This is a genomic window from Nonomuraea soli (assembly GCF_013761175.1).
Lineage (GTDB): Bacteria > Actinomycetota > Actinomycetes > Streptosporangiales > Streptosporangiaceae > Nonomuraea > Nonomuraea soli.
The window spans coordinates 47326-72821 of record NZ_JACDUR010000004.1; the positions used below are offsets into that span (position 1 = coordinate 47326).

The following is a 25496-nucleotide window of genomic DNA, read 5'->3' on the forward strand; positions in this document are numbered from 1 at the left end:
GTCCTAACGCCTGGCGTGCGTCACGGCCGTCAGCGACGTCCAGATCAGGGCGAGGGCGATGGCGGCCGCCAGGGCGAGGTTGCCCGCCCGCGACCCCTGCAGGGCGAAGAGCGCCAGCCACGACGCCAGGAAGAGTGTGCCGACGCCCGCGCTGAAGGCCGCCCAGCCGCCGCGTCCCTCGGCGGCGAACCTGCGGGCGAACACGAAGCAGGCGGCGATCAGGGCGAGGAAGGCGAGCCCCGACACCAGGAAGTGCACCAGGCCCTGCCAGCTGACGGTGAGGGGCGGCCCGGCCGGGGTGCCGGGCGGGAAGCCGTCGACCGGATCGGCGGAGAAGAGCGCGGCGGCGACCATTCCGGCCCCGAACACGCCGATCAGGCGCGGTCCCCAGGTGCCGGCGCCCACCCGGCGCAGTCCGGCCGCGCCGGCGACGAAGAGCAGGCCGGTGACCGCGAAGTTCCCGATCTGCAGCCAGCCCAGCTCGCCGTTGCTCAGCACGCTCGCGGGATGGCGGCCGATGTCGTAGCCGTCCCTGACGAGCAACTGCAGGACGACCACGACGATGTAGAGCGGCCCGGCGGCCGTCCCGCACAGGAGCAGCGTCCTGGTCGGCCCCGCGACCTCAGCCCTCTTCACCGGTGCCCGCCTGCGGGGCGAAGTGCTGCACGCCGAAGGCGACGGCCGCCGCGATGTCGTCGTCGCCGATGCTCCACGCGGCCTGGACGACCGCTCCCCACGCGTGGCAGGAGCGGGCGGCGAACTCCCTGGCTTCTGCCGAATCCTCCCAGGTGACGGGATCGAACTCGGCGCCGGTCAGGTGCAGGTCGAGGCCGAGCAGGGTCAGGTCCCAGCCGCCGCCGATCCCGATGGTGCCGCCAGGACCGTAGGCGCGCACCATCTCGTCGACGATCGCGGCCGGGCTGGAGTGCACCAGCTCCAGGTCGGTGCGCTCACCTTGGCCCGGCGTGAGGCGGAGTTCGACCTCGGTGTTCATGGCCTCGCCCAGCACCCAGGTGACCTTGAGCAGGCGGGGCTCCTCGCACCGGAGGATCGTCCCGCCGGCGTTGTCCTTGAGCTGGTAGGTGCCGCCGGGCCGCAGATCGCCTTCCACCGGCGCCAGCCATCGGCCGAGCCGCTCGGGGTCGGTGCAGGCGTCCCACACGTCGTCGATCGCGGCGTCGTAGGTACGGCGGAGCACCAGCGATCGCCCCGCGCCCTCGGCGACCGGGTGTTCACCGAGCTCGCGGGTGGTGGCGTTGATCTGGTTGACGATGTCGATCATGGACCGTCCTCGCTCGTTTCAGGGGGTGGTGCGGCGGCGTTGGTCCGCCTGCCCGACGGCCCGAGCGCGTCGAAGGCTTGCATGTCGGCAAGAATTTCAGCTATGACTTATATAAGTCAACTCTTAAGGAAGGTGGAACATGGAACCGGAGTACGAGTGGGGATGAGCCGTCAGGGAACCCCGACCTCGCGGCCGGGGTTCCGGTCAGGCCGTCAGGCGATCCTGCCCAGCACCACCGGCAGGACGATCGACGAGAGCCCGGGGGTGACCTCGACGGTCGTGCCCTCGGGATAGCGCAGGGTGAAGTCGCGGTCGGTCGAGGTGATCATCAGCCCGATGCGGTGACCCTTCTTGAAGACGTAGTCGTTGGGCTGCAGGTCCCAGCGGAAGGTGTAGTCCCTGCCCGCCCTGATCGGCTCGGTCCTGCTGTCGCTGTGCCGGTTGCGCACGTCGATCCAGCCCCGGGTGACGATCTTGAAGGGCGCCTCGGCCACCGCGTGCCTGCGCAGCCCCAGGCAGCCGGAGTCGCCCGGCACGCTCTCGCCGTAGCAGTAGGTCTCCCCGGTCAGCACCGAGCCGCCGGTGGGCCGCGCGTCGGTGCCGAAGTCGACGAGGAAGGCACTCAGGTACGGCGACGCGCCGGACTTGACGGCCGCCCTGATCGACACCGACGGCGTGCCGGAGACGCGCACATCCGTCGGCAGAGCAGAGGTGAGCCACGCCAGCCGGTTGGGGTCGGCGGCGGGTGCGCTCGCGACCAGCTGCTCGGCCGTACGGCTCTTCTGGTCGACGTACGACTCGCGGGGTGACAGCGGCCCGGGCAGCAGGCCGAGCCTGGCGCCCGACGAGGGCCACAGACGCACCGGAACGGCGCCCGGCAGCGGCCACGAGCGGTGTTGCCCCCAGACGCCCGGGGCGCTCTCCACGTCGGCCGCCGGCTCGCGGTCGATGCCGGTGTCGAGGCCGTGGAGCCACTTGTCGAACCACGCGTGCAGCTGGCGGAACCACTCCTGGGTGCGCAGGCTCCACGGGTCGCGGTGCCCGCTCATGTGCAGCCAGATCTTCTTCGGGGTCCTGATCCGCTCCCACCACTGGGAGAACTGCTTGGTCTTGACGTTCCAGTCGTTGAGCCCGTGCACCACGAAGACGCTGGCCCTGACCTTGCTCACGTCGTTGAGGTAGTTGCGGGCGTCCCAGAACGCGCTGTAGTCGCCGGTGACGCGGTCCTGGGTGGCGGTCAGCTGGTCCATGACCGGGCGGCAGATCTCCTTGCCGTCGCGGGTGAGCACAGCCTTGGCCAGCACGTCGGCGTCCTCGCCCTGGTAGCCGCCGGGGGCCACGACGCCGCCGTTGGCGCGGTAGTAGTCGTACCAGGAGGAGATCGCGGCGATCGGCACGATCGTCTTGAGCCCTTCGACGCCGGTCGCGGCCACGGCGTTGGGCAGGGTGCCGTTGTAGGAGGTGCCGATCATGCCGACGTTGCCGGTGGACCAGAAGGCGCTGACCGGCGCGCCCGCCGCGTCGAAGCCCCTCGCCCTGCCGTTCAGCCAGTCGACGGCGGCCTTGGGGCCCGCGGTCTCGTTGACGTCGCCCGTGGTCGGGCAGCCGGTGGCGCGGCCGCTGCCCAGGTTCTCCACCAGGGCGATGGCGTAGCCGCGCGGCAGGAAGAAGTTGTCGTAGTAGCCGTCGAAGGCGAAGGACCTGGGCGTGGCCTCGGCGGCCAGGAGGGAGGGCAGCGGGTTGCCGTTCTCGTCCACGTCCACGACGTGGTTGGGGACGGTGAAGTCGATGCCGGCGTAGTACGGGCTGGCCTCCATGATCGTGGGCACCTTGAGTCCCTGGTCGGTCTCCTTCGGGCGCAGGATGTCGACCGCGACGCGGTCGCTCTGGCCGTCGTGGTCGCTGTCGGTGCCGGCGACCTCCACGTAGACGGTCTGCAGGACGGCGTCGGCCCGGGAGAACACCGGCTGGGTGGCGTTGTTCTCGACCTTGACGCTCGGGGGCTCTCCGGCGATGGCCGGTAACGGCGGCAGCAGGGCGCTCGCCAGGAGTACGGCGAGCACGATCGCAATTCTTCGCATGAGCGCAATGTCGGTCAGGAGGCCGATCCAGGCAAGACCAAGGTCGGCTTCGAGACCTCTACCACGGCGCCGGGAGGGTGCCTCAGCGTGTAGTCGCGATCCGTCGAGGTGATCACCAGGGCGATGCGGTGGCCCTTCTTGAAGAGGTGGTCCTGGGGGGTGAGCTCCCAGGTGTAGGTGCCCTTCTGGTCCCTGGTGTCGAGCCACCCCCTGGAGACGATCTTCCACGGCGAGCTCTTCGTCTCCAGGCGGAACAGGTCGTAGCAGCCGCCGCCCGGGAAGCAGTGGTTCTCGCCCGTCGGCTCCTGCGAGCCGGTCGCCCTGGTGTCCTTGCCCACATCCACCAGGAGGGCGGTCAGGTAGGGGGAGGGCCGGACGGCGCCGAGCGTGACCTTCGGGGTGCCGGCCAGGCGGAAGTCCTCGGCCAGCTCGGCGCTCTGCCAGAGGGCCGCGTGGGGGTTGCGGGCGACGAGCTGCTCCGCCGTACGGGAGCGCTGGTCGGTGTAGGTCGCGCGGGCGGGGCCTTCGAGCACGGCCCTGGTCTGCTGGGTGCCGGGCGGCGGCCAGGCCGACGACGTGTGCCACTGGCCCGGCGCCGTCTCCACGTCGACCGCGGGCTCGGTCTCGATGCCGGTGTCGAGGTCGTACAGCCAGCGGTCGAACCAGGCGTGCAGCTGCCGCAGCCACTCGGAGGTGCGCAGCGTCATGGGGTCGAGGTGGGCGCCCTGGTGCAGCCACATCTTCTTCGGCGACCTGAGCGCCTGCCACCAGCGGGTGGCCTGGTCGGGGCGGACGTTCCAGTCGTTGAGCCCCTGGACGACGAAGACGCTCGCCCGCACGCCGTCGGCCTGCCGTACGTAGTCTCTGGCTCGCCAGAAGGCGTTGTAGTCGCCCGTCTCGCGGTCCTGGGCCCTGGCCATGTCCGACAGGATGCGCTCGCAGGCCTTCGGCGGATCGGGGCGCGTCAGGATGAAGCGGCCCGCGACGTCGGCGTCCTCGCCCTGGTAGCCCTGGGGAGCCACGACCGCGCCGTTGGCCCGGTAGTAGGAGTACCAGGAGGAGATCCCGGCGATGGGGACGATCGTCTCCAGGCCCTCGACGCCCGTCGTGGCCACGTTGTTCGGGATCGAGCCGTCCCACGACACCCCGATCATGCCGACCTTGCCCGTCGACCACGTCGCCTCGGCCGGCCTGCCGTCGCGGGTGAACGCCCTGGCCCTTCCGTTGAGCCAGTCGATCACCGCCTTGGCGCCCGCCGCCTCCACCGCGTCGCCCACCGTCGGGCAGCCCGTGCTGGTGCTCGTGCCCAGGGCCCTGACGTCGACCGTGGCGTAGCCCCTGGGCAGGAAGTAGTCGTCGTAGTAGGAGTCGGGCTCGGTGCCGGGGGAGCCCTCGTCGGCCTGGCCCCTGCCTTCCGGCTCGCCGCGCGCGTCGAGGTCGACGGCGTGCATCGTCACCGGGGCGCCGCCGCCGGAGTAGGGGCTGATGGTCATGATCGTGGCGACCTTCAGGCCCAGCCGGGTCTCGCGCGGGCGCCTGACGCTCACCGCCACCCGGTCCGCCCGGCCGTCCGCGTCGCTGTCGACGCCCGCCACCTCGACGAAGAGCGACTCGTGGATCGCCTCGGCGAGGGAGAAGACCGGCTGGGTGGCGTTGCCGCGGACCTCCAGGCCAGGAGGGTCGGCGATCGGGAACAGGGTCGTCATGGCGACGAGCAGGCTGGCGAGCAGACGCATCCGGCCTCCTATCGACAGCCATGCTAATCGCCGGATTCTTTGCCAGAAGGCGTAGTTGGCCATACCGGAAGCCGGTCACTGAAGGGAGTAACGGGCTTAAAGAAGGAGATACCGTGCGTTCCATCACCAGGCTCCTGGCCGTCGCCGCCCTCATGACCGCGGCCGCCTGCGGTTCGTCCGACAGCGGCGGCTCGTCGAACTCCGGCGGCGGCGGTGCCACCGGCGGCAGCAGCTCGATGAAGGTCGGGCTGGCCTACGACATCGGCGGCCGAGGCGACCAGTCCTTCAACGACTCCGCCGCGGCCGGGCTCGACAAGGCCAAGAAGGACTTCGGGCTCGCCGAGACCAGGGAGCTGGAGGCCGCGAGCGGTGAGACCGACGCCCAGAAGGAGGAGCGCCTGCGGCTCCTGGCGGACGCCGGCTACGACCCGATCATCGCGGTCGGCTTCGCCTACGCGACCTCGCTGAAGAAGGTGGCGGGGGAGTTCCCGGACGTGAACTTCGCCATCGTCGACGACGCGTCGGTGACCGCGAGCAACATCTCCAACCTCGTCTTCGCCGACGAGCAGGGCTCCTTCCTGGTGGGCGCGGCCGCGGGGCTGAAGACCACCAAGAACAACGTGGGCTTCGTCGGCGGCGTGCAGGTGCCGCTGATCAAGAAGTTCGAGGTCGGCTACGCGCAGGGCGTCAAGCACGTCAAGCCGGACACCAAGGTGCAGACCAAGTACCTCACCCAGCCGCCGGACTTCAGCGGCTTCGCCGACCCCGCCAAGGGCAAGACGGCCGCCGAGGGCATGTACGACGCCGGCGCGGACATCGTCTACCAGGCCGCGGGCGGCTCGGGCGCCGGTGTGTTCGAGGCGGCCAAGGCCGCCAACGCGTGGGCGATCGGCGTCGACTCCGACCAGGCGCTGACCGCGTCGGCGGACGTCCGCGACCGCATTCTCACCTCAATGGTGAAAAAGGTGGACGTGGCGGTGTATGACTTCATCGGTTCCAACGTCAACGGCAAGGTCCAGACCGGTACGGTGATGTACGACCTGGCCAAGAACGGTGTCGACTACGCCACCACGGGTGGTCACGTCGACGACATCAAGGCGCAACTCGACGAGCTGAAGCAGCAGATCATCGACGGTGAGATCAAGGTGGCCGCAAGCTAGACAAATCACGAACAAGCCTGAGGTGGATAACGGACCTGTTGCGGAGCTATGCCCAGGTTCTTAGCACTCCCCGTCAACAACTATCTTCCCTGTGTGAGAGTTGCCGTGCGTTCCGCGCGTGCGACGTGTTAGTGCGCACGGAGAGGGAGTTCCCACCTTGCTTCGCAACCGAGTCAGTAAGCTGGCCGTCACTGGAGTGACCGGCGCTCTGCTCATGGCTGCCGCCGCCTGTGGCGGCGGCGGCACCACCGCCACCGAGAGCCCCGCCCCGGGCGGCGCCGCCTCCTCCGCCCCGGCCGAGCCCGCCAAGTCCGGCGCCAAGGTCGGCCTGGCCTACGACATCGGCGGCCGCGGCGACCAGTCGTTCAACGACGCCGCCGCCGCGGGCCTCGACAAGGCCGTCTCCGAGTTCGGCCTGGAGCCCAAGGAGCTCGAGGCCGCCAACGGCGAGACCGAGGCGCAGAAGGAAGAGCGTCTGCGCCTGCTCGCCTCGGGCGGCTTCAACCCGATCATCGCGGTGGGCTTCGCCTACTCCGGCCCGGTCGGCAAGGTCGCCAAGGAGTTCCCCGACGTCAAGTTCGCGATCGTCGACGACGCCGTCGAGGGCGCCAACATCTCCAACCTCCTCTTCGCCGAGGAGCAGGGCTCCTTCCTCGTCGGCGCGGCCGCCGCGCTGAAGTCGAAGTCCGGCAACATCGGCTTCGTCGGCGGCGTCGACGTCCCGCTGATCCACAAGTTCCAGGCGGGCTTCGAGGCCGGCGCCAAGGCCGTCAAGGCCGACATCAAGATCCAGACCAAGTACCTCACCCAGCCGCCGGACTTCAGCGGCTTCGGTGACCCGGCCAAGGGCAAGACGGCCGCCGAGGGCATGATCGACGGTGGCGCCGACGTGGTCTACCAGGCCGCGGGCGGCTCCGGCGCCGGTGTGTTCGAGGCCGCCAAGGCCTCGAACACCCTGGCCATCGGCGTCGACTCCGACCAGGCCCTGACCGCCGACGCCGCGGTCAAGGACGTCATCATCACCTCGATGCTGAAGAAGGTCGACGTCGCGGTCTACGACTTCCTCAAGTCGGTCGACGGCGGCACGGTCAAGGCCGGCCCGACGATCTACGACCTCAAGGCGGGCGGTGTCGACTACTCCGTCACCGGCGGCAAGGTCGACGACATCAAGTCGAAGCTCGACGAGTACAAGCAGCAGATCATCGACGGGAAGATCACTGTTCCCCAGAAGTAGTCTGATCTGAGACTTTATGAGGGCCCGGTGCTCATCACACCGGGCCCTTTGAGTTACCGTCAGTAATCAAACGAAAGATCCGGGGCCGTCCAGTGAGGGAGGCCGACATCAGCGCTCAGCCGCCTGCAGTCGAGCTCGTGGGAATCACCAAACGATTCCCCGGCGTCGTCGCCAACCGCGACATCCACCTCAGCGTGGAAAAGGGACAGATCCACGCCATCGTGGGTGAGAACGGAGCGGGCAAGTCCACGCTCATGAAGATCCTGTACGGCATGCAGAAGCCCGACGAGGGCACGATCGCCGTCAACGGGACCAAGGTGAGCTTCCACTCTCCCGCGGACGCGATCAACGTCGGCATCGGCATGGTCCACCAGCACTTCATGCTCGCCGACAACCTCACCGTGCTCGAGAACGTGATCCTCGGCAGCGAGCCGCGCAAGGGCGGGGTCGGCATCGACTTCGGCGCCGCTCGCAAGAAGATCAAGGAGATCTCCGACTCCTACGGCCTGGGCATCGACCCCGACGTCCTGGTGGAGGACATCGGCGTCGGCACCCGCCAGCGCGTCGAGATCCTCAAGGTCCTCTACCGCGGCGCCAAGATCCTCATCCTCGACGAGCCCACGGCCGTGCTGGTCCCCCACGAGGTCGACGAGCTCTTCGAGAACCTCAAGGGCCTCGTGCGCGAGGGCCTGACCATCATCTTCATCTCCCACCACCTCGACGAGGTGCTCAAGGTCGCCGACGCCATCACGGTGATCAGGCGCGGCACCACGGTGGCCAGCGTCGACCCGGCGTCGGTGACCGCGCGCCAGCTGGCCGAGCTCATGGTCGGCAGCGAGCTGCCCAGCCCCGAGACCCGCGAGTCCACCGTCACCGACGTCGTGGCCGTGTCCGTGCGCGGCCTCACCGTGCTCTCGGCCGACGGCCGCCCCCTGATCGACAACATCAGCTTCGACGTGCGCAAGGGCGAGGTCCTGGGCATCGCGGGCGTCGAGGGCAATGGTCAGGCCGAGCTGGTCGAGGCCATCATGGGCATGCGCGTCGCCGCCGGCACCATCACCCTCGGTGAGGCCGACATCTCCGCCTGGCCGACGCTCAGGCGCCGCGAGGCCGGGGTCGGCTTCATCCCCGAAGACCGTCACCGCCACGGCCTGCTGCTGGAGTCGCCGCTCTGGGAGAACCGCATCCTGGGCCACCAGACGCAGAAGCCCAACGTCAAGGGCCCGTGGATCGACCGCAAGGGCGCGCGCGCCGACACCCAGCGCATCGTCGAGGAGTACGACGTGCGCACCCCCGGCATCGACGTCAAGGCGGCGGCCCTGTCGGGCGGCAACCAGCAGAAGCTGATCGTCGGCCGTGAGATGAGCGGCGACCCGGTCTTCCTCATCGCCTCCCACCCCACCCGCGGTGTCGACGTGGGCGCGCAGGCGGCCATCTGGGACCACCTGCGCCACGCCCGCGCGGCGGGCCTGGCCGTCCTGCTGATCTCCGCTGACCTGGACGAGCTGATCGGCCTGTCCGACACGCTCAAGGTGATCCTGCGCGGCCGCATGGTGGCCGACGTGGACCCGGCGAACGTCACGCCGGAAGAGCTCGGCTCCGCCATGACCGGCGCCGGAGAGGCGACATGAACCAGACAAGTCCTGCGACGAAGGACAGCTTCCTCAACCGGCTGCTCGGCCGCATCCCGCTGAGCGGATGGCTGGCCCTGGCCGCGCCCGTCGTGGCCATCCTGTTCGCGGGCATCGTCACCGCGATCGTGCTGGCCGTCACCGGCAACCCCCCGCTCGAGACGATCGGCATCATGGTGGAGTACGGCACGCAGCCGCGCACCATGGTGCTGACGCTGAACCTGGCCACGCTCTACTACATCGCGGCCCTGGCGGTGGCACTCGGCTTCCGCATGAACCTCTTCAACATCGGCGTCGACGGCCAGTACCGCCTGGCCGCGATCATGGCGGCGGCGCTGGGCGGTTCCGGGCTCAACCTGCCGGGCTGGCTGATGATCATCCTGATCATCGTCACCGCCGCGGTCACCGGAGCGGTGTGGGCGGCCATCGCCGGTCTGCTCAAGGCCTACCGGGGTGTCAGCGAGGTCGTCTCCACGATCATGCTGAACTACATCGGCACCAGCGTCGTGGCCTATCTGCTGGTCAACGTCTTCGGCGTGGCGGTCGCGGGCAGCAACAACATCGGCACCGCTCCCATCCCCGAGGACGCGCGGGTGCCGGGCGTGGCGTTCATCCCGGGCACCGAGGCCAAGGTGTTCGGCCTGATCTTCCTGGCCATCGCCCTGGGCATCGGCTTCCACGTGCTGCTCAACAAGACCCGCTTCGGCTTCGACCTGCGCACCACCGGTCTCAACCAGGAGGCGGCGGTCGCCAGCGGCGTCAACGTCAAGCGCATGGTCGTCACCGCCATGGTCCTGTCGGGCGGCGTCGCCGGCCTGATCGGCATGCCCCAGCTGCTGGGCGCCTCCTACAGCTACAGCCTCGACTTCCCGTCGGGCATCGGCTTCACCGGCATCGCGATCGCGCTGCTGGGCCGCAACAACCCCATCGGCATCGCGTTCGGCGCGATCCTGTGGGGCTTCCTCGACAGCTCCTCCAACATCCTCAACCTGCACGACATCTCACCCGAGATCGTCCAGATCATGCAGGGCATCATCGTGTTGTCCGTGGTCGTCGCCTACGAGCTGGCGCACCGCTACCGGATCTCGGCCGAGCAGCGCCGCGTCAGCCGCGAACTGGCCGCTCCCGTCAAGGAAGGGGCCTCGGCATGAGCGTCACGACGGCGGCTCCCGCCGCACCGGTCAGGGCTCCGCGCAAGTTCAAGCTGACCTGGCGGACGCTGCTGCTCGGGCTGCTTGGCCTGCTCGTGCTGCTGTCGGTCACCCGTGTGGTCTCCGGCGCCAACGACATCACCTCGGCGGGCACCATGTCGGCCGCGCTCGCGGCGGCCGTGCCGATCGGCCTGGCCGGTCTGGGCGGTCTGTGGTCGGAGCGGGCCGGTGTGGTCAACATCGGTCTCGAAGGCATGATGATCTTCGGCACCTGGTTCGGCGCGTGGGGCGCGATCATCTCGGGCAACCCGTGGGTCGGCGTGATCATGGGCGCGCTGGGCGGCGCGATCGGCGCGGTCCTGCACGCGATCGCGACGGTCACCTTCGGCGTCGACCACGTCGTCTCCGGTGTGGCCATCAACATCCTCGGCCTGGGCGTGGCCAAGTACCTCGCCGCCGCGGTCTTCGCCGACATGAAGGGCGGAGGCGACACCCAGTCGCCGCGCGTGCCGTCCATGGGCACCTTCAGCGTGCCGGGCATCGGCGACCCGCTGAAGTCGCTGGAGCAGACGCACATCTTCTTCCTGTCGGACCTGGCGGGCGTGCTGCGCGGCCTGACGCAGAACGTCTCCTACTTCACGATCCTGGCGATCCTGCTGGTGCCGCTGACCTTCTGGATCCTCTGGAAGACCGCGTTCGGGCTGCGCCTGCGCTCCTGCGGCGAGCGGCCGGTCGCCGCCGAGTCGCTGGGCGTCAACGTCTACTTCTACAAGTACGTGGCCGTCATCGTCTCCGGCGTCATGGCCGGGCTGGGCGGCGCGTTCCTGTCGCTGATCGCCGCGGGCATCTACCGCGAGGGTCAGACGGGAGGCCGCGGCTTCATCGGTCTGGCCACGGTCATCTTCGGCAACTACCGGCCTGGCGGGCTGGCGGGCGGCGCGCTGCTGTTCGGCTACACCGACTCGCTCCAGCTTCGCCAGGGCGGCACCTCGGTGCACGCCCTGCTGTTCACCATGGCGCTGCTGCTCGCGGGTGCGGCGGTCTTCCTGCTGGTGCGCCAGCAGCGCACCGTCGCCGCCGTGGTGACCGGGGTCATCGCGATCCTGGTCTTCTGGGTCTACGCGATCACCGACACGGTGCCCGAGCAGTTCACCACCGCCGCGCCGTACGTGGTGACCCTCCTGGTGCTGGCCTTCGCCTCGCAGCGGCTGCGCATGCCCGCCGCCGACGGCGTGCCGTACCGGCGCGGGCAGGGCCACTGATGGTCGATTGGGCGGTCCTGCGCACGGCCGCGCGGAAGGCCATGGAGCGGGCGTACGCGCCCTACTCCGGCTTCCCGGTGGGCGCGGCCGCCCTGGTCGACGACGGGCGCGTGATCTCCGGCTGCAACGTGGAGAACGCCTCCTACGGCCTGGGCCTGTGCGCGGAGTGCGGACTGGTCTCGGCGCTGCACGCGACCGGCGGCGGACGGCTGGTCGCGTTCACGTGCTGCGACGGCGAGGGCAACCTGCTCATGCCGTGCGGGCGCTGCCGCCAGCTGCTGTACGAATTCGGGGGCGACGACCTGCTGGTCGAGACCCCCGACGGGCCGCAACGCATGGCGCAGGTGCTGCCCTACGCGTTCGGCCCCGACAATCTCTCGCGGGGAGCGTGACATGGACGTCATCGAGGTCATCAGGACCAAACGTGACAAGGGCGAGCTGAGCACGGGCCACATCGACTGGGTGATCGACGCCTACACGCGTGGCGAGGTCGCCGACGAGCAGATGTCGGCCCTGGCCATGGCGATCCTGCTGAACGGCATGAACCGCAGGGAGATCGCCGACTGGACCGCGGCCATGATCCGCTCGGGCGAGCGCATGGACTGGTCGATGCTCGACCGGCCGACCGCCGACAAGCACTCCACGGGCGGCGTCGGCGACAAGATCACTCTGCCGCTGGCCCCGCTGGTGGCCGCCTGCGGCGCCTACGTGCCGCAGCTGTCGGGCCGCGGGCTCGGCCACACCGGCGGCACGCTCGACAAGCTGGAGTCCATCCCCGGCTGGCGGGCGTCGTTGTCGAACGACGAGATGCTCGGCGTCATCCGCTCGGCGGGCGCCGTCGTCTGCGCGGCCGGCACCGGCCTGGCCCCGGCCGACAAGAAGCTCTACGCGCTGCGCGACGTCACCGGCACGGTCGAGTCGATCCCGCTGATCGCCTCGTCGATCATGTCGAAGAAGATCGCCGAGGGCACCGGCGCGCTCGTCCTCGACGTCAAGGTCGGCTCCGGCGCGTTCATGAAGGACGTCGCCAACGCCCGCGAGCTCGCCGCCACCATGGTCGCCCTGGGCAAGGACGCGGGGGTCAGCACCGTCGCCCTGCTGACCGCCATGGACCGGCCGCTGGGCCTGGCCGTCGGCAACGCCCTGGAGGTCCAGGAATCGATCGAGGTCCTGGCCGGCGGCGGCCCCGCCGACGTCGTCGAGCTGACGGTACGGCTCGCGCGCGAGATGCTGCGGCTGGCCGGGGTCAACGGCAAGGACCCCGAGGAGGCGCTGAAGGACGGCTCGGCGATGGACGCCTGGCGCCGGATGATCTCCGCTCAGGGCGGCGACCCCGACGCCCTGCTGCCCACCGCGCCCGAGAGCACGGTCGTGGTCGCGCCCGCCTCCGGCGTGGTCACCCGCATGGACGCCTACGCCGTGGGCCTGGCCGCCTGGCGGCTGGGCGCCGGGCGGGCGCGCAAGGAGGACCCCGTCTCCTTCGGCGCGGGCATCATGCTCCACGCCAGGCCCGGCGACATCGTGCGGGCGGGCCAGCCGCTGATGACCCTGTACGCCGACGAGACCTCGCGCTTCGAGCGCGGACTCGAGGCGCTGGAGGGCGGTTTCGAGGTCGGTCCCGCCTCCGTCGAACAGTTGCCGCTGATCATCGACCGGATCGAATAGCAGAACCGAGCCTTGCTCGGGAGCCTTCTCTTTGGCAGGGTTCGGGCATGGCCGAGCCGCTCACCCTGGCCGGGTGCCCCGTGCACGAGCTGCTGGAACGCCAGACGCGCAGGCTGGCGCGGCAGCTCGTGCAGGCGTTCGCCGACGAGATCCCCATCTACCGGCGGCTGCCGAAAGAGGAGCTCGACGGCGAGATCCTGGCCATCGTGGAATACAACCTGCGCACCATCGGCCGCATGTTCCGCGACCGCCGCTCGCCCACCCGCGCCGAGCTGGCGCCGCTGCGCGCCTCCGCCGCCCGCCGCGCGCAGGAGGGCGTGCCGCTGGAGGCGCTGCTGGCCGCCTACCACCTGGGCGCGCGGGTCATCTGGGAGCACCTGTTCGCCGGGGCCAAACCCGACGACTTCGCCGACGTGCTGGCCGCCAACCGGCTCGTCCTCGTCTACACCGAGGCCGTCACCGCGGCCGTGTGCACCGCCTACGTCGAAGAGCGCGAGGGCATGCTCAGCCAGGAGCAGCACGCCATGCACGCCACCGTCTCGGCGCTGCTGGCGGGCGACCAGGAGGCGCTGGCCGGCGTCCGCCTCGCGGCCCGCTACCTGGTGCTGGCCGTGGCGATCGGGCCGCACCCCGACGAACGTGCCTCCGAGCCCGGCGCGGTCATCGCCGGACGCCGCAAGCTGCACCGCATCAGGAACCTGATCCAGCGCCACTCCGACGAGCAGGTGCTCTCCGTGCTCGACGGCACCGGCGGTCACGTGCTGATCCCGCTGCAGGGGGAGGAGCCCGAGCTCGCCGAGCTGGTCGAGGCGGTGAACACCGCGGCGAGCGCGCCCGTGTGGATGGCCGCCGAGGTGGCCGCCCCCGACGGGGTGCCAGGGGCGGCGCACCTGGCCAGGGAGGTGCTGGAGGTGGTGCAGGCCTTCCGGCGGCCTCCCGGGTGTTACCGGCTGGCTGACGTGTTGCTGGAGTACCAGCTGACCCGGCCGAGCGAGGCGACCGCGGGACTGGCGGGACTGCTGGATCCGCTGCTCGACCACCCGGACCTGCTGCGGACGCTCAAGGTCTACCTCGACTCGGGCCTCGATCGGCGCAGGACCGCCGAGCTGCTGCACGTGCACCCGAACACCGTCGACTACCGGCTGCGCAGGACCGTGCAGCTGACCGGGCTGGACCCGGTGGATCCGGGCCATCTGCAACGCATCGGAGCGGCGATGGCGGCCCGGCGCCTGGCCGGACCGCCTGCCGTACTGAGTGTCAGTGAGCCGCGGAGACGGAGGCTATGACGGCGGTGGCGAAGCCGCGCATGCCGTTGGCGTTGGGGTGGAAGGGCGTGGCCGGGTTGGCCGGGACGTAGGGCTCGATCCAGCGGGTGTTCGGCCCGGTGCACGGGTCGTGGCCCACGCTGGGCGACTGCAGGTCGATGAAGCCGACTCCGGCCGCGGCCGCCTGCTCGGCGAGCATCTGGTTGAAGTACACGAGGGTCGAGCGGATGTAGTTGGCGTCACGGCGCAGGATCGGCACCGTCGGGTAGCAGCCGTTCTCGCGGGCGTAGGTGGCGTAGCCGACGACGAAGATCCTCGCCTGCGGGGCACGGGCCCGGATGTCGGCGGCGAGCTGCACCAGCACCGGACGCAGGTTGTCGGTCTTGACCCGCCACTCGTCCTGCCCGCCCGACTGGTAGTCGTCGTAGCAGTAGTCGCCGACCGGCGGCGGCAGCAGGTTCAGGCAGTCCTCGATGAAGCCGGTCAGGCCGACGTCGTTGGCGCCGATCTGCACGGTGACCAGGGTGGTGTCGGCGCTGAGCGCGTCGAGCTGCGGCGGCATGGAGCCGAGGTCGGTGTTCTGCGACTGGTACATGTCGCGGGTGTCGGCGCCCGAGCACGTCACGTCGCGGAAGGTCGAGGCCCCGATGGCGGCGGCCGTCAGGTGGGCGTAGTTGCGGTCGGAGCGGAAGCAGCCGAGCTGCGGCAGGACCTGGTTGGGGATGAGGGGGCCGGAGGCGGCCGAGTCGCCGAGGGCGACGTAGACCTCACCGGCCGCGGCCTGCGCGGGGATGGTGAGTCCGACGAGAACGAGGACGGCGGCGAACAGGGTACGGACGGTACGGATCACGCGGCGCTCCTTTCCAGACGGGCCGAACGGGACCTGAGCAGGAAACCGGCCGCCGTCGCCGTGAAGAACATCAGCACGCCGTAGGTGGCCGAGGGGATCGACATCTGGTCGTTGGCCAGCAGGGTGGTGGCCACGGTGATCGAAAGGGTGGCGTTGTGGAGGCCGATCTCGAAGCACGAGGCGATGGCCTGGCCGCGCTCCACCTTGGCCAGGCGGGGCGCGTAGTAGCCGATCGCCAGGCTGACCGCGCTGAAGATCAGGCAGATCAGCCCGACAGAGGCGATGTAGTCGCCGAGGTTCTCGCGCTCCTTGATCAGGACGGCGGCGATGACGAGGAGCAGGACCACCGCGGAGGTGATCTTGACGGGCTTGGCCATGCGGTCGGCGAAGGCGGTGGCGTAGGCGCGGACCAGCATGCCGATCGCGACCGGGATCAGCACCAGCGCCACGACCTTGGCGAACTCCGCGAACTCCAGGCTCAGCAGGGTGCCGTCGGAGGCGAAGTAGCCGATCGAGAGGTTGGTCACCAGCGGCAGCGTGATGATCGCCAGCACCGAGTTGATCGCGGTGAGGGTGATGTTGAGCGCCACGTCACCGCCGAACAGGTGGCTGTAGAGGTTGGCGGTGGTGCCGCCCGGCGAGGCGGCCAGCAGCATCATGCCGACCGCGAGCACCGGCGGCAGGCCGAACAGGATGACCAGGCCGAAGCAGAGCGCGGGCAGGACGACGATCTGGCACCCCAGGGCGACCAGGGTCGCCTTGGGGTAGGCGAGCACACGCTTGAAGTCGGCCAGGGTCAGCGACAGGCCGAGACCGAGCATGATGATCGCGAGCGCGAAGGGCAGGAGGGTGGCGGCGAGAGCCATGCTTCTCAACCTCTCGGGGGGTGCTCCTGTGGTGGGTTTTTTCTAGTGTCTGAAAGGCCCGGTGACCTCGTAGGTGATGCCGCCGGTCCCGGCCCGCTCGCCGCTCGTCCCGCGCTGGGAGGAGAAGTAGAGGCGGGATCCGTCGGGTGAGAACGCCGGGCCGGTGATCTCCGACTGGCTCTGGCCGTCGAGCCTGATGACCGGTGCGATGATCCCGTCCGGCGTGATGATGTTGATTTCCATGTTCCCGCCGTCCTCGGCCACGTACAAGTCACCCGACGAGACGCCGGTGATGTTGTCGATGCCGTCGAGGCTGCCGCCGCCGTCGTAGACGAATCCCAGCGTGTTGCGGTTGGCGTCGTAGGCCCAGACCTTGCGGTCGCCCTTGGCGGTGAAGTAGCAGATGCCGCCGCCGTAGTGACAGCCCTCGCCGCCGTCGAAGTGCAGGGCCGAGCTCACCTGGTGGCGCGTCTGCGTCTGGAACACGCCCGGGGTGGCGTCGGGGACCGGCCGCCACACCGGGCCCTCACATAACACCTCCAGGCGGCCGCTCGACAGGTCGCCCCAGGTGGTGGGGATGAAGCGGTAGAAGCAGCCGTCACCCTCGTCCTCCGTCAGGTAGACGACCCGGTGGTCGGGGTCGCAGGCGGCGGCCTCGTGCTTGAACTTGCCCATCGCCGGACGCTGGACCGCCGCGCGGTTGCCGAACGGGTCGGTCTCGTAGACCTTGCCCCGGAAGATCTCCTCGCACGACAGCCAGGTGTTCCACGGGGTGCGGCCGCCGGCGCAGTTGAGGTTCGTGCCGCTCAGGATGCGGTAGGCGCGGTCGACGGAGCCGTCGGCGCGGAACTTGATGGCCGAGGCGCCGCCCGCCAGGGGGATCTCGGAGTTGGAGACGTAGATCCAGCCGGTGCCGTCGGCGAAGCAGGCGCCGCCGTCGGGCGCCGGGTGCCAGAGCGTGCCGCCGACCAGCTGGCCGGTCCTGGCCACGACGCGGCTGCGGAAACCCGCCGGGAGCGCGACGCCGTTGGCGTCCGGCGCGCCTAGCGGGCCGTACGGGCTGGCCCCGGCTCTGGTGGAGGCGAGAGCGGCCTCCTGCCACATGGCTCCGGAGAAGGCCACGGCGCCCAGTCCTGCGAGGAAGGTACGTCGCTGCACGTGCGGACTCCCTTTGATCGAGGTCAGGTGCAGAATCAATGAAACGATGCGGCCACCCGCCAGGGAACTGGACAGCGCAGTAAAGCTATGGGTCAGGCTTTGTGACCCATCACAAAGGTGATTGACGGGGGTGAGCCGGGCGCTCGACCATGTGGCGCGTGCGCCCCCTCAGCCTGCTCGCCGCGCTGGTCCTCTCCAGCACGTTGCTCGTCACGCCGGCCGCCGCCTCGGAAACCGCCCTCGCTCAGGGCACCGCCCTCGCTCAGGGCACCGCCCTCGCCCAGGACCCGGCCTTCGCTCAGGACCCGGCCGTGTGCGACCCGATCGACCCGGCCGCCTGCCTGCTGCCCTTCCCGAACGACTTCCTCACCGTCGCCGACCCCGCCACCGCCACCGGCCGACGGGTGTCCTTCGCCCCCTCGGCCATGCCCGTCACCGTGGCGGGGACGCCGATCGACCCGGCCGAGTGGAACCGCAACGACGGCTTCTCGCCGGGCTCCATGCTGCTGGCCAGAGTGCCCGGCCTGGACCTCGGACGCACCGGCGCCGCCCCGATCACCGACATCGGGCGATCGCTCGAGCGTGACGCGCCCATCGTGCTGCTCGACGCCGACACCGGCGAACGCTGGCCGTACTGGGCCGAACTCGACGCCAACGCGCCCGCCGACCGGCAGCTGCTGATCATCCGGCCCGCGCGCAACCTGAACGAGGGCCACCGCTACGTGGTCGCGCTGCGCGGCCTGCGCGACGCGGGCGGCGCGCCGATCCCGCCCGGCGCCGCCTTCGCCGCCGTCGCGGGCCCGCCGCTCCCCGCCGGACACGAGCTCGCCGCACGGCAGCGCCAGCTCGCACCCGCGCTGAGGCAACTGCACCGGCACGGCGTGCGCGACCCCTACCTGGCCTGGGACTTCACCGTCGCCAGCGAGCAGAACCTCGCGGGACGCGCCCTGTCGATGCGCGACCAGGCGCTGCGCGCCCTCGGCGGGCGCTCGCCCGCCTTCGAGGTCACCACCGTCACGGAGTTCACGCCCGAACAGGACTCCCAGATCGCCCGCCGGGTCGAGGGCGTCGTCCGCGTGCCCAGCTTCCTCGACCGGCCGGGCGGGCCCACCGGCTCCCGCCTCCACTACGGCCCCGACGGCCTGCCCGCCCAGCTGCCCGGCAACGAGCAACTCGCCCGCTTCCGCTGCGAGATCCCCCGCACCGCCCTCGACCGGCCCGTCCGCTTCTCCCTGTACGGCCACGGCCTGCTCGGCAGGCACACCGAGGTGGGGGCGGGCAACGTCAAGACCATGGCCCAGGAACGCGGCTTCGCCTTCTGCGCCACGCCGTGGATCGGCATGGCCGAGGACGACATCCCCACCGTGTTGTCGTCGTTCGCCGACATGTCACGCTTCCTCGCCGTGCCCGACCGCAGCCAGCAGGGCTTCCTCAACGCCATCTTCCTCGGCCGCGCCATGACCGCGCACGACGGCTTCACCTCCCACGACGCCTTCCGCGCCTCCGGACGACCGCTCGCCGACATCCGCAAGGGCCTCGTCTACGACGGCAACAGCCAGGGCGGCATCCTCGGCGGCGCCCTCGTCGCCCTGTCGCCCGACATCAGGCTCGGCGTGCTCGGGGTCACCGGGATGAACTACAGCACCCTGTTCAACCGCAGCTCCGACGCGGCGCCCTTCCAGCAGGTCTTCGACCGGTCCTATCCGGACAAGCTGGACCAGCAGCTGGTGCTGGCGCTGATCCAGATGTTGTGGGACAGGGGCGAGACCAACGGCTACGCGGCGCACCTGACCGGCTCGCCCTACCCGGGCACGCCGCGCCACCAGGTGCTCATGCAGGTCGCCTTCGCCGACCACCAGGTGGCGATGGTCTCCGCCGACGTGCAGGCCAGGACGATCGGGGCACGCGTGATGTGGCCCGCCGTGGGCGAGGGACGCAGCCAGGACCGCGTGCCGTACTGGGGCATCAAGCGGGCCGGGGGCGCGGTGTGGCCGGGGTCGGCGCTGGTGGTGTGGGACAGCGGCACACCGGCGCCGCCGCTCACCAACACCCCGCCCACGCAGGGCACCGACCCCCACGAGGACCCCCGCCGGACGCCCGCGGCGCAGCTGCAGAAGTCGGTGTTCCTCAAGACGGGGCTCGTGGCGGACGTCTGCGGTGCCGGCCCCTGCCTGACCTCGGCCCATCCGTAATTGGGAATTTAGCAACTATTAGCTGGATTTTCGGTCTAACATTCCGCTATTGCGGCATTCGATCGCCGAGTGATGCCTTTTCTGTCGGTGTCTCGTGTTTCCATCTGACACGTAGCCATTCCGGCTGAATTCGATCACCAAGGCGAGGGGAAGATCGGCATGCCGCAGGACAAGTACTGGCGACGAGGCCATTACGTCAGGCGCCGCAGGGTGAGCAAGAAGACGTCGGGCTGGGTCATCCTGGCGGTCGCGGCGGTGGTGGGCTGGTTCGCGGTCTCCGGGTTCGGCGCGCAGGCGGAGGGGGATCCGCCTGCGCCCACGGAGACCCAGGTCGTCGTCCCCGCGCACGAACCCCAGGTGGAGCCGCCCGCCGAGGTCTGGCCGGTCATGCCGTCGGGCGGGTCGTGACCGCCCGGCGCCGGCCGTCGTTCCTGCCCCGCCCCCGCATGCCGGTGGGCGGACAGGAGTGGATCGCCGCTGCGGTCGTCGGCGTCATCGCCACCGCCGCGCTCACCCGGATCATTCCGGCCATTATCGAATGGCTGTTCAGTGATTGGAGAATATGTGCGGCCATGACGGCCGCCGCATTTCTCGGGATAGTGGCATGGCAGTGGTGGAAGTCCGCCGTGCTCCTGCGCCGCGCCGCCAGGCTCGAGAATCTCCGGCTGTCGCTGGAACAGATCGACGTGATGTCGCCGACGTGTTTCGAATGGGCGGTCCGCGACCTGATGATCCGCGACGGCATGCAGGCCCAGCACGTCGGCCAGCGGGGCGACAAGGCGGCCGACGTCATCGGGCACGACCGCCGCGGCCACCGGATCGTCGTGCAGTGCAAGCACACCGTCACCAGCAGGAAGGTGACCGCCCAAGTCGTCTACCAGGTCAACGGCACGGCGCGGCCCGCGCACGGAGCCGAGTTCGCCGTCATCGTCACCAACGGCGATTTCACCCGCGACGCCCGCAAGGCGGCGGGCGACTTCCGTATCCAGCTCGTGGGCCGGGGAGAGCTGGAGCAGTGGGCGTCGAACGGCGTCTCACTCGCCGCACTGCTCGGCCTGGGCGCCCCGCTCCGGCATCGCCGGCGCCTGCGCAGGACGGCTCCCCTGCTTCACCCCCGAGCCCACGACGAGGCCAACGATCGTTGACCTCGTCAGGTTCTCACTCGTCGCGGGCGGCCGCTCGTTCGATGGCCGCCCGTACGAGGCCGAAGATCGCCCCCTGGATCGCCGCCGCGACGAGGACCTCGCCCCAGCCGTACTTGGTCGAGTCCGCCACCGGCGGTTCCGGCTTGCCGGAGGCGAGCTTCCACACATGCTTGAAGATGGTTCCGGCGACGAGGCCGCCGAGCACGCCCCCCGCCATCCTGGTCGGTTTCGCCATGGTCTGCTTCATGAGGTTCGCGCTTACCCACATACCGCGCTCCTAGTCGCGGCGGGGCAGCGGCCTGGTGGCGGGGCCGTTCAGCACCTGGCCGTCGGTGCCGAAGCGGGAGCCGTGGCAGGGGCACTCCCACGCCTTCTCGTTCTCGTCGAAGGCCACGACGCAGCCCAGGTGGGTGCAGAGCGCCGAGAGCTGGTGCAGCTGCCCTGACGGGTCGCGGTAGACCGCTCGCCGCTCGCCGCCGACCCTGACGATGGCGCCGCTGTCCGGGCCGATGTCGTCGACGTGGTCGGCGTGGGTGCGCAGCCGGTCGCCGACGAAGTGCCGCGCCACCTTCAGCTGCAGTTTGGCCATGGGGGCCGCCTCGCGCAGCGGGTGCAGCCTGCGCGGGTCGTACAGGTCGCGGTAGGGCGAGTCCTGGCCGGTCAGCTCGGCGGCGAGGAGCCGCCCCGACAACACGCCGGTGCTCATGCCCCAGCCGTTGAAGCCGGTGGCGACGTGGACGTGCTCGCTCCCGACGTGGAAGCGGCCGATGTACGGCAGGCGGTCGGTGGTCTGGTTGTCCTGCGCCGACCAGGCGTGTGTGACGCGCAGCCCGGGGAAGCGTTCCTGGGCCCAGGCGCGCAGCCGCTCGTGACGCTCCCGGGCGTCGCGTGATCCCGGCTCGTGCCGCTCTCCCGTGACGATCAGGAACCTCTCGCTGTCGCGGTATGGGGCCGTGCGCACAGAGCGGGTGTCGTTCTCCACGGTCAGGAACATGCCGCCCGGGTCGCTGCCGGCCGGGATGGGGCCGGCCACCACGAGCTCCCTGCGCGGCTCCAGCCGGGCGAACAGCAGGGCGCGGTCGAAGACCGGGTAGTGGGTGGCGACCACCACGTCCTGAGCGGTGACGGTGTGGCCGTCCTCGGTGACGAGCCGGCACGGGCTGCCCTCGTGCAGTTCCGTCACGCGGGTTCGCTCGTGGATCACGACGCCCTGTCGTGCCATCAGCTCGGTCAGGCCGAGCAGGTACTTGCGCGGGTGGAACTGGGCCTGGTTCTCGACGCGGACGGCCGCCGCCACGCCGTACGGCAGGCCGGTTCCGGTGACCAGCGTCGCCTCCAGCCCGGCGGCGCGGGCGGCCGAGGCCTCCGCCTCGATGTCGGCCACCGCGTCGGCGGACTCGGTGTAGGTGTAGGCGGGCAGCCGTTCGAGGTCGCAGTCGATCGCGAACTGCGCGGCGGTCGCGGCGACGTGCTCGACCGCCTCCTGCTGCGAGGCGGCGTAGAGGGCGGCGGCCTGTTCGCCGGCCGACTTGCTCAGCTCCGCGTAGATGAGCCCGTGCAGCGCGCTCAGCTTGGCCGTCGTGTAGCCCGTGACGCCGGCCGCGACGCGGTCGGCCTCCAGCACCACGACCGTGCGTCCCGCCCGGCTCAGTTCCCAGGCCGTGCTCAGCCCGGCGATGCCGCCGCCGACGACGGCGACGTCCGCGTCCAGGTCGCCGGTCAGCGGCGGATGGGACGTCGCCGGGGCGGTGTCCATCCAGTACGACTCGCGTTTGTCACCCATGCATGCCGTCTTCCCGCAGGTCACGTCAGCATGCATGGGGCCTGCCCGGGTAGTCGGCGGGTATGGACGACGGCATCACCGTCGGTGTGGAGGAGGAGTTCCTGCTGCTCCACCCGGCTTCGGGGGAACCGGCCGCGCGGGCCGCGGAGGTGTTGCGCGCCGCGGGCCGGCACGCGGCCGCCGACGAGTACGGCGGTTTCCACAGGGAGCTCTTCCAGACCCAGGTGGAGGCGGCGACCGGGGTCTGCCGCACGCTCGGCGCGCTGCGCTCGCAGCTCCGGTACGGCAGGGCCACGCTGGCGGAGGCGGCCAGGTCGCGGGGGCTCACGCTGGTGTCGGTGGGTACGCCCGCCGAGCCCGGGGCGCCCCCTCTGACCCCGGGCGAGCGGTTCGAGCGGATCGGCGGCATGTACGCGGGCGTCATCGCCGACTACCAGAGCTGCGGCTGCCACGTGCACGTCGGCGTGGGCGACAGGGAGACGGCGGTCGCCGTGCTGAACCACCTGCGGCCGTGGCTGCCCACCCTCCTGGCGTTGTCGGCCAACTCGCCGTACGGCCCGGCAGGGGATTCCGGCTATGCCAGCTGGCGCATGGTCCAGCAGTCACGCTTCCCCGGCTCGGGAGTGCCGCCGGTGTTCGGCTCGGCGGCGGACTACGACCGCGCGGTGGACGCCCTGGTGTCCTGCGGCGTGCTGGTGGACGCCTCGATGTCGTTCTGGCTGGCCAGGCTGGGCTCGCGGCTGCCGACGGTGGAATTGCGCGTGGCCGACGCGGCGGCCACCGTGGACGACGCGATGCTGCAGGCGGCTCTGTCCAGGGCGCTGGTCAGGACGGCCCTGGCCGATCTGGCCGCTGGCCGGGCCCCTGCCACGCCGTCGGACCAGCTGTGCGCCGCGGCGGTGTGGAGCGCCGCCAGGTACGGCATGGACGGCCCCGGCGTCGACCTGGTCGCCGGGCGGCGCCGGGACGCATGGGAGGTGGCGGAGGCACTGGTGGAGCACGTGGGCACGGCCCTGGAGGAGGCGGGTGACCTGCTGGAGGTCAAGCGCTTGATGGAGTGGATGAGGCACGACGGCACGGGAGCCGAGCGGCAGCGACGCGCCGCCGTCCCCACGATCGAGGAGGACACTCATGAACGGTGACGCGCCGAAGCTGCCGTCCCCGCGCGGACCCCTCTCGGAGGCGGTCGTCGCGACGCTCTCCGGGCGCAAGGACGTGGTGGCACCGCCCGTGGGTGACGCCGATCCGTTCGGCGAGGATCTGCAACTGGCCCTGTACGTCTGCTACGAGCTGCACTACCGGGGTTTCTGCGAGGTGGACGACGCCTGGGAGTGGGATCCCGATCTGCTGCGCGTGCGCGGGCGGCTGGAACGGGCCTTCGAGGCCGGACTGCGTGCGGGTGTGCCCGGCGGCGACGACGTCGACGAGGTGCTGGAGCCCCTGCTGGTCGAGCCGGTGGACGGCGACGGCCTGTCCTACCACCTGAAGGACCGCGGTGACCGGAGGCAGTTGCGGGAGTACGTCGCCCACCGCTCCATCTATCACCTGAAGGAGGCCGACCCGCACGCCTGGGTCATCCCGAGACTGACGGGCCGGGCCAAGGCGGCGCTGGTGGCGGTGGAGTTCGACGAGTTCGGCGGCGGCCGGGCCGAGATGATGCACTCCCGCCTGTTCGCCGACCTGATGGAGGAGCTGGACCTGGACCCGGCCTACGGCGCCTATCTCGACGTGGCCCCGGCCCAGATGCTCGCCGTGGTCAACATGATGAGCCTGTTCGGCCTGCACCGGTCCCTGCGCGGCGCGCTGGCCGGGCACTTCGCGGCGGCCGAGATCACCACCTCACCGAGCGCGCGGCGCATGACCCAGGCCCTGGAACGGCTAGGGGTGGGCCCGCGCGGCACGCTGTTCTTCACCGAGCACGTCGAGGCGGACGCCGTCCACGAGCAGGTGCTGCGCACGGACGTGCTGGGCGACCTGCTGGAGCGCGAGCCGGAACTGGCGGCCGACGTGGTCTTCGGTGTGCAGGCGACCGAGCTCGTCGAGGAGCGTTTCGGCGCCCACGTCCTCGGGTGCTGGAGGGCGGCGGAACCGGTGTCCTCGCTGCTGAAGCCACTGCCGTGACGTTACTTGTGTCTGTTTCGAGGTAGTTGAGTGTCATGTTCTTGCTGAGGCCGCCGGGGGTCTACCGGCCGCAGGGCGACACCGCTCTGCTGTCGGAGGCGCTCGGCCTGCTGGATCCGCCTGACGGCGCCAGCATCCTGGACATCTGCTCGGGGACCGGGGTGATGTCGGTCATCGCCGCCCGCCATCCGGGTGCGCGGGTGACCGCCGTGGACCTGAGCCTGCGTGCCGTCTTCGCCGCCTGGTTCAACACCGTCGTGCGCGGCAGGCGGGTGCGCGTGCTCCGCGGCGACCTGTTCGACCCGCTCGCGGGCGAGCAGTTCGACGTGATCCTGGCCAACCCGCCCTACGTGGCGGGGCGGGCGGCGGCGCCCGGCGCGCACAGCAGGGCGCGGGCCTGGGACGCCGGGCTCGACGGCCGCAGGCTCGTGGACCGCATCTGCGCGGCCGCGCCGCGTCACCTGGCGCCAGGAGGCTCGCTGCTGATGGTGCACTCGGCGCTGAGCGGCGTGGAGGCGTCGCTGCGGCGCCTGCGCGCGGCGGGCCTGCGGACCCACGTCATGACTCGCAGGCCGGAACGTTTCGGCCCCGTCATGCGGGCGCGGGTCGCCCAACTGGAGGCGCAGGGCCTCATCCGGCCCGGCCAGCGGGAAGAGGAACTGGTGGTGATCTGTGCCCAGCGACAAGCGGCAGAAGAACGGCGGATCGCCTGACGGGACCAGGGTGAGGCTCGTCCAGGGCGGACCCATGCTGGTCGAGGGCCCGGTCGAGGTGGTGCTCGACGACGGGTCCACGGCCAGGTCCGACCGGTTCCTGGTGGCGTTGTGCACGTGCAGGCGCAGCCGCGCCTATCCCTTCTGCGACACCAGCCATCGGCGCCGCGAGCGGCCGCCCGGCTGAATCTGTTTGCCGAT

General features: G+C 70.6%; 24 protein-coding genes. 15 read left to right on the forward strand and 9 right to left on the reverse strand.

Translation table 11 applies throughout. The features are described 5' to 3' along the window. Positions 1–3: 3 nt before the first annotated feature. The 4 genes from HNR30_RS18700 to HNR30_RS18715 form a co-directional block, all read right to left on the reverse strand. Positions 4–636: a DUF998 domain-containing protein gene (locus HNR30_RS18700; RefSeq protein WP_181611206.1), complete on the reverse strand. Its 633-nt coding sequence runs from the start codon at positions 634–636 to the stop codon at positions 4–6. Then, a complete protein-coding gene (locus tag HNR30_RS18705; RefSeq protein WP_181611207.1) occupies positions 623–1282 on the reverse strand; it encodes an SRPBCC domain-containing protein in 660 nt (219 codons plus the stop codon). The genes HNR30_RS18700 and HNR30_RS18705 overlap by 14 nt, the downstream gene beginning before the upstream one ends. A 212-nt stretch (positions 1283–1494) precedes the next feature. Then, positions 1495–3363 carry a Xaa-Pro dipeptidyl-peptidase gene (locus HNR30_RS18710; protein WP_181611208.1) on the reverse strand — a complete coding sequence of 623 codons (1869 nt, stop codon included), beginning with the start codon at positions 3361–3363 and terminating at the stop codon, positions 1495–1497. Positions 3364–3377: 14 nt separating this feature from the next. Further along, the gene (locus tag HNR30_RS18715; protein WP_181611209.1) at positions 3378–5099 is read right to left on the reverse strand and encodes a Xaa-Pro dipeptidyl-peptidase; all 1722 of its coding nucleotides are present in this window, start codon (positions 5097–5099) and stop codon (positions 3378–3380) included. A 113-nt stretch (positions 5100–5212) separates the two neighbouring features. On the opposite strand from HNR30_RS18715, the gene HNR30_RS18720 reads away from it, so the two are divergent. From HNR30_RS18720 to HNR30_RS18755, 8 genes are all read left to right on the forward strand, one after another. Then, positions 5213–6259: a BMP family lipoprotein gene (locus HNR30_RS18720; protein ID WP_312894491.1), complete on the forward strand. Its 1047-nt coding sequence runs from the start codon at positions 5213–5215 to the stop codon at positions 6257–6259. Positions 6260–6416: 157 nt separating this feature from the next. After that, positions 6417–7493, forward strand: coding sequence for a BMP family lipoprotein (locus HNR30_RS18725; RefSeq protein ID WP_220133771.1), 1077 nt, complete (start codon positions 6417–6419; stop codon positions 7491–7493). Positions 7494–7600: 107 nt separating this feature from the next. Next, on the forward strand, positions 7601–9124 hold the full coding sequence (locus tag HNR30_RS18730) for an ABC transporter ATP-binding protein (RefSeq protein WP_181612094.1): 1524 nt from the start codon (positions 7601–7603) through the stop codon (positions 9122–9124). After that, positions 9121–10275, forward strand: a complete 1155-nt coding sequence (locus tag HNR30_RS18735) for an ABC transporter permease (protein WP_181611210.1) — start codon at positions 9121–9123, stop codon at positions 10273–10275. The genes HNR30_RS18730 and HNR30_RS18735 overlap by 4 nt, the downstream gene beginning before the upstream one ends. Next, positions 10272–11537 carry an ABC transporter permease gene (locus HNR30_RS18740; protein WP_181611211.1) on the forward strand — a complete coding sequence of 422 codons (1266 nt, stop codon included), beginning with the start codon at positions 10272–10274 and terminating at the stop codon, positions 11535–11537. Before HNR30_RS18735 ends, HNR30_RS18740 begins: the two co-directional genes overlap by 4 nt. Continuing rightward, positions 11537–11929 carry a cytidine deaminase gene (locus HNR30_RS18745; RefSeq protein ID WP_181611212.1) on the forward strand — a complete coding sequence of 131 codons (393 nt, stop codon included), beginning with the start codon at positions 11537–11539 and terminating at the stop codon, positions 11927–11929. Before HNR30_RS18740 ends, HNR30_RS18745 begins: the two co-directional genes overlap by 1 nt. Before the next feature lies 1 nt (position 11930). Further along, entirely contained in the window at positions 11931–13202 is a 1272-nt protein-coding gene (locus HNR30_RS18750; RefSeq protein ID WP_181611213.1) for a thymidine phosphorylase, read from the forward strand. 47 nt (positions 13203–13249) lie between these two features. Beyond that, positions 13250–14488, forward strand: a complete 1239-nt coding sequence (locus tag HNR30_RS18755; RefSeq protein WP_181611214.1) for a PucR family transcriptional regulator — start codon at positions 13250–13252, stop codon at positions 14486–14488. On the opposite strand, the gene HNR30_RS18760 is transcribed toward HNR30_RS18755, so the two are convergent. Genes HNR30_RS18760 through HNR30_RS18770 form a run of 3 tightly spaced genes read right to left on the reverse strand, consistent with a single transcriptional unit; the run spans position 14460 to position 17341 of the window. Then, on the reverse strand, positions 14460–15317 hold the full coding sequence (locus HNR30_RS18760; RefSeq protein WP_312894492.1) for an SGNH/GDSL hydrolase family protein: 858 nt from the start codon (positions 15315–15317) through the stop codon (positions 14460–14462). The genes HNR30_RS18755 and HNR30_RS18760 overlap by 29 nt on opposite strands. After that, positions 15314–16183, reverse strand: coding sequence for a bile acid:sodium symporter family protein (locus HNR30_RS18765; RefSeq protein WP_181611215.1), 870 nt, complete (start codon positions 16181–16183; stop codon positions 15314–15316). Before HNR30_RS18765 ends, HNR30_RS18760 begins: the two co-directional genes overlap by 4 nt. 42 nt (positions 16184–16225) lie before the next feature. Beyond that, positions 16226–17341 carry an alkaline phosphatase PhoX gene (locus HNR30_RS18770; RefSeq protein WP_312894493.1) on the reverse strand — a complete coding sequence of 372 codons (1116 nt, stop codon included), beginning with the start codon at positions 17339–17341 and terminating at the stop codon, positions 16226–16228. 158 nt (positions 17342–17499) lie between these two features. Between HNR30_RS18770 and HNR30_RS18775 the strand changes: the two genes are divergently transcribed. The 3 genes from HNR30_RS18775 to HNR30_RS50180 all read left to right on the forward strand — a co-directional run bounded on the left by HNR30_RS18775 (position 17500) and on the right by HNR30_RS50180 (position 20678). After that, positions 17500–19533: a hypothetical protein gene (locus HNR30_RS18775; RefSeq protein ID WP_220133772.1), complete on the forward strand. Its 2034-nt coding sequence runs from the start codon at positions 17500–17502 to the stop codon at positions 19531–19533. A 159-nt stretch (positions 19534–19692) separates the two neighbouring features. Next, the gene (locus tag HNR30_RS18780) at positions 19693–19941 is read left to right on the forward strand and encodes a hypothetical protein (protein WP_181611217.1); all 249 of its coding nucleotides are present in this window, start codon (positions 19693–19695) and stop codon (positions 19939–19941) included. After that, on the forward strand, positions 19938–20678 hold the full coding sequence (locus tag HNR30_RS50180) for a restriction endonuclease (RefSeq protein WP_181611218.1): 741 nt from the start codon (positions 19938–19940) through the stop codon (positions 20676–20678). Before HNR30_RS18780 ends, HNR30_RS50180 begins: the two co-directional genes overlap by 4 nt. Positions 20679–20691: 13 nt before the next feature. Here HNR30_RS50180 and HNR30_RS18790 read toward each other — a convergent pair whose 3' ends face one another. Continuing rightward, the gene (locus tag HNR30_RS18790; protein WP_246378876.1) at positions 20692–20913 is read right to left on the reverse strand and encodes a DUF4235 domain-containing protein; all 222 of its coding nucleotides are present in this window, start codon (positions 20911–20913) and stop codon (positions 20692–20694) included. A 42-nt stretch (positions 20914–20955) separates the two neighbouring features. Next, on the reverse strand, positions 20956–22461 hold the full coding sequence (locus HNR30_RS18795) for an FAD-dependent oxidoreductase (RefSeq protein ID WP_181611219.1): 1506 nt from the start codon (positions 22459–22461) through the stop codon (positions 20956–20958). A gap of 62 nt (positions 22462–22523) precedes the next feature. Here HNR30_RS18795 and HNR30_RS18800 point away from each other — a divergent pair, with 62 nt between their 5' ends. The 4 genes from HNR30_RS18800 to HNR30_RS18815 are packed head-to-tail and all read left to right on the forward strand — an operon-like array spanning position 22524 to position 25482. Then, a complete protein-coding gene (locus HNR30_RS18800) occupies positions 22524–23603 on the forward strand; it encodes a carboxylate-amine ligase (protein ID WP_220133773.1) in 1080 nt (359 codons plus the stop codon). Continuing rightward, positions 23593–24582 carry an iron-containing redox enzyme family protein gene (locus tag HNR30_RS18805; protein WP_181611220.1) on the forward strand — a complete coding sequence of 330 codons (990 nt, stop codon included), beginning with the start codon at positions 23593–23595 and terminating at the stop codon, positions 24580–24582. The genes HNR30_RS18800 and HNR30_RS18805 overlap by 11 nt, the downstream gene beginning before the upstream one ends. Positions 24583–24617: 35 nt before the next feature. Further along, positions 24618–25295 carry a HemK2/MTQ2 family protein methyltransferase gene (locus tag HNR30_RS18810; RefSeq protein WP_181611221.1) on the forward strand — a complete coding sequence of 226 codons (678 nt, stop codon included), beginning with the start codon at positions 24618–24620 and terminating at the stop codon, positions 25293–25295. Positions 25296–25329: 34 nt separating this feature from the next. Next, on the forward strand, positions 25330–25482 hold the full coding sequence (locus HNR30_RS18815) for a CDGSH iron-sulfur domain-containing protein (RefSeq protein ID WP_181612099.1): 153 nt from the start codon (positions 25330–25332) through the stop codon (positions 25480–25482). Positions 25483–25496 lie beyond the last annotated feature (14 nt).